The following is a 383-nucleotide window of genomic DNA, read 5'->3' as shown; positions in this document are numbered from 1 at the left end:
ATCTCGCCCATGATGTCCGTCACCCGCTTGACCGAGGCCACGATCTCCTGCATCGTCGCGCCCGCGCGCTCGACCTGTTGCGAACCGGCACCCACCTTGCTCACCGAGTCCTCGATCAGGCCCTTGATTTCCTTGGCCGCCTGCGCGCTGCGCTGCGCCAGCGAGCGCACTTCGCCCGCCACCACCGCGAAACCCTTGCCCTGCTCGCCGGCGCGGGCCGCTTCCACCGCCGCGTTCAGCGCCAGAATGTTGGTCTGGAACGCGATGCCGTCGATCACCGACACGATTTCCGAGATCTTGCGCGAGCTGGCCGAAATGCCCTGCATCGTATTGACCACCTCGGCCACCGCCGAACCGCCGCGCTCGGCAACGTCCGACGCGCT

At 67.6% G+C, this 383-nt stretch carries 1 protein-coding gene; it reads right to left on the bottom strand.

Annotation, left to right across the window (positions count from 1 at the left end; genetic code table 11):
* A partial coding sequence (locus DK459_RS01450; RefSeq protein WP_233256737.1) for a methyl-accepting chemotaxis protein occupies nucleotides 1-383 on the bottom strand: 383 nt, incomplete at both ends.

The organism is Achromobacter sp. RW408 (assembly GCF_003184165.1).
Lineage (GTDB): Bacteria > Pseudomonadota > Gammaproteobacteria > Burkholderiales > Burkholderiaceae_B > Achromobacter > Achromobacter xylosoxidans.
This window is presented reverse-complemented; position numbering and strand designations above follow the sequence as displayed.